At 72.6% G+C, this 1,614-nt stretch carries 1 protein-coding gene; it reads left to right on the forward strand.

Translation table 11 applies throughout. From position 1 onward, the window contains the following. A partial coding sequence (locus FFK22_RS41690) for a condensation domain-containing protein (RefSeq protein WP_306770270.1) occupies window positions 1-1,614 on the forward strand: 1,614 nt, incomplete at both ends.

The following is a 1,614-nucleotide window of genomic DNA, read 5'->3' on the forward strand; positions in this document are numbered from 1 at the left end:
GCTGGGGGGCGACAGCATCCTGTCGATCCAGGTGGTGAGCCGGGCGCGGCGGGCCGGGCTGGCGATCACGCCGCGGGACCTGTTCCGGCACGGGACGGTGTCGGAGCTGGCGGCGATGGCGGCAGCGGCGGCGGGTTCGGCGGCGGCGGAGCAGCCGGCGTCGGAAGCCGGGATCGGAGATGCGCCGGCGACGCCGATCATGGGCTGGCTGCGGGAGAGGGGCGGTCCGATCGGTCGTTACAGCCAGTCGATGCTGCTGCGGGTGCCGGCGGAGCTGACCGAGGCGACGCTGACGGCGTCGCTGCAGGCGGTGCTGGAGCATCACGACGCGTTGCGGCTGCGGCTAGTGTCGGGAGCAGCGGGGTGGTCGCTGACGATCCCGCCGGCCGGAACGGCGCGGGCGTCGGACTGCGTGCGGCGGGTCGAGGCGGGAGGTGCGGCGGCGGTCGGGTCGAAGCTGGCGGCGGAGCATGAGGCGGCGGCGCTGCGGCTCGATCCGTGGAGCGGCCGGCTGGTGCAGGCGGTGTGGTTCGACGCGGGTGCGGGAGAGGCCGGGCGGCTGCTGCTGGTGATCCACCATCTGGCGGTGGACGGGGTGTCGTGGCGGATCCTGTTGCCGGACCTTGCGGCGGCGTGGGGTTCGGCGCACCGGGGAGAGCGGGTGTCGCTGGAGGCGGTGGGGACATCGTTCCGGGGCTGGGCGCGGCATCTGGCGCGTGAGGGGAGCGAAGGGAAGCGAGCCGGAGAGCTGGAGCTGTGGCGGTCGAAGCTGGCGGGGGGCGACGCGCTGTTGTCGCGTCGGCCGCTGGATCCTGAGCGGGACCGGGTGCGGACGGCAGGGCATCTGCGTCTGTCGCTGCCGTCGGGGTTGACGGAGGCGGTGCTGACGCGTTCCGCGGGTCTGGTGCAGGGCGGGATCAACGACGTGCTGCTGACGGGGTTCTGCCTGGCGGTGCTGGACTGGCGCCGAGGGCTGGGACGGGGATCGGGGACGTCGGTGCTGGTGGATCTGGAGGGGCACGGGCGAGAGACGGAAGCGTCGGGATTGGACCTGTCGCGGACGGTGGGGTGGTTCACGAGCCAGTACCCGGTGCGTCTGGATGCGGGCGGGATCGACCTGCAGGATGCGCTGTCGGGGGGAGCGTCGCTGGGAGTGGCGCTGAAGCGGATCAAGGAGCAGCTGCGGCGTCTGCCGGACGGGGGTCTGGGCTACGGCGTGCTGCGGTACCTGGATGGGAAGAGCGGGGAGGAACTGTCTGGATTTGCGGCGCCGCAGATCGGCTTCAACTATCTGGGCCGGTTCGCGGTGCCGGAGGCTGCGGATTGGAGCCTGGCGCCGGAGTGGGGGGAGCTGGGCGGTGGCGACCCTGAGATGCCGCTGCCGCATGGGCTGTCGGTGGATGCGGTGACCTGGGACCGGTCGGAAGGACCGGAGCTTGTGGCGCACTGGTCGTGGGCGGCAGGGCTGTATGGGGAGGAGGAGGTCCGGGCTCTGGCGGAGGGTTGGTTCCGGCTGCTGGAGCGGCTGATGGCCTATGCCGGAGAGGTGGGCAGCGTGGGGCTGACGCCGTCGGACCTGCCGCTGGTGGAGCTCGACCAGGCCACCATCGAACG

Origin of the sequence: Mycobacterium sp. KBS0706, assembly GCF_005938675.2 — a bacterium.
Classification (GTDB): Bacteria; Pseudomonadota; Alphaproteobacteria; order DSM-16000; family Inquilinaceae; genus Inquilinus.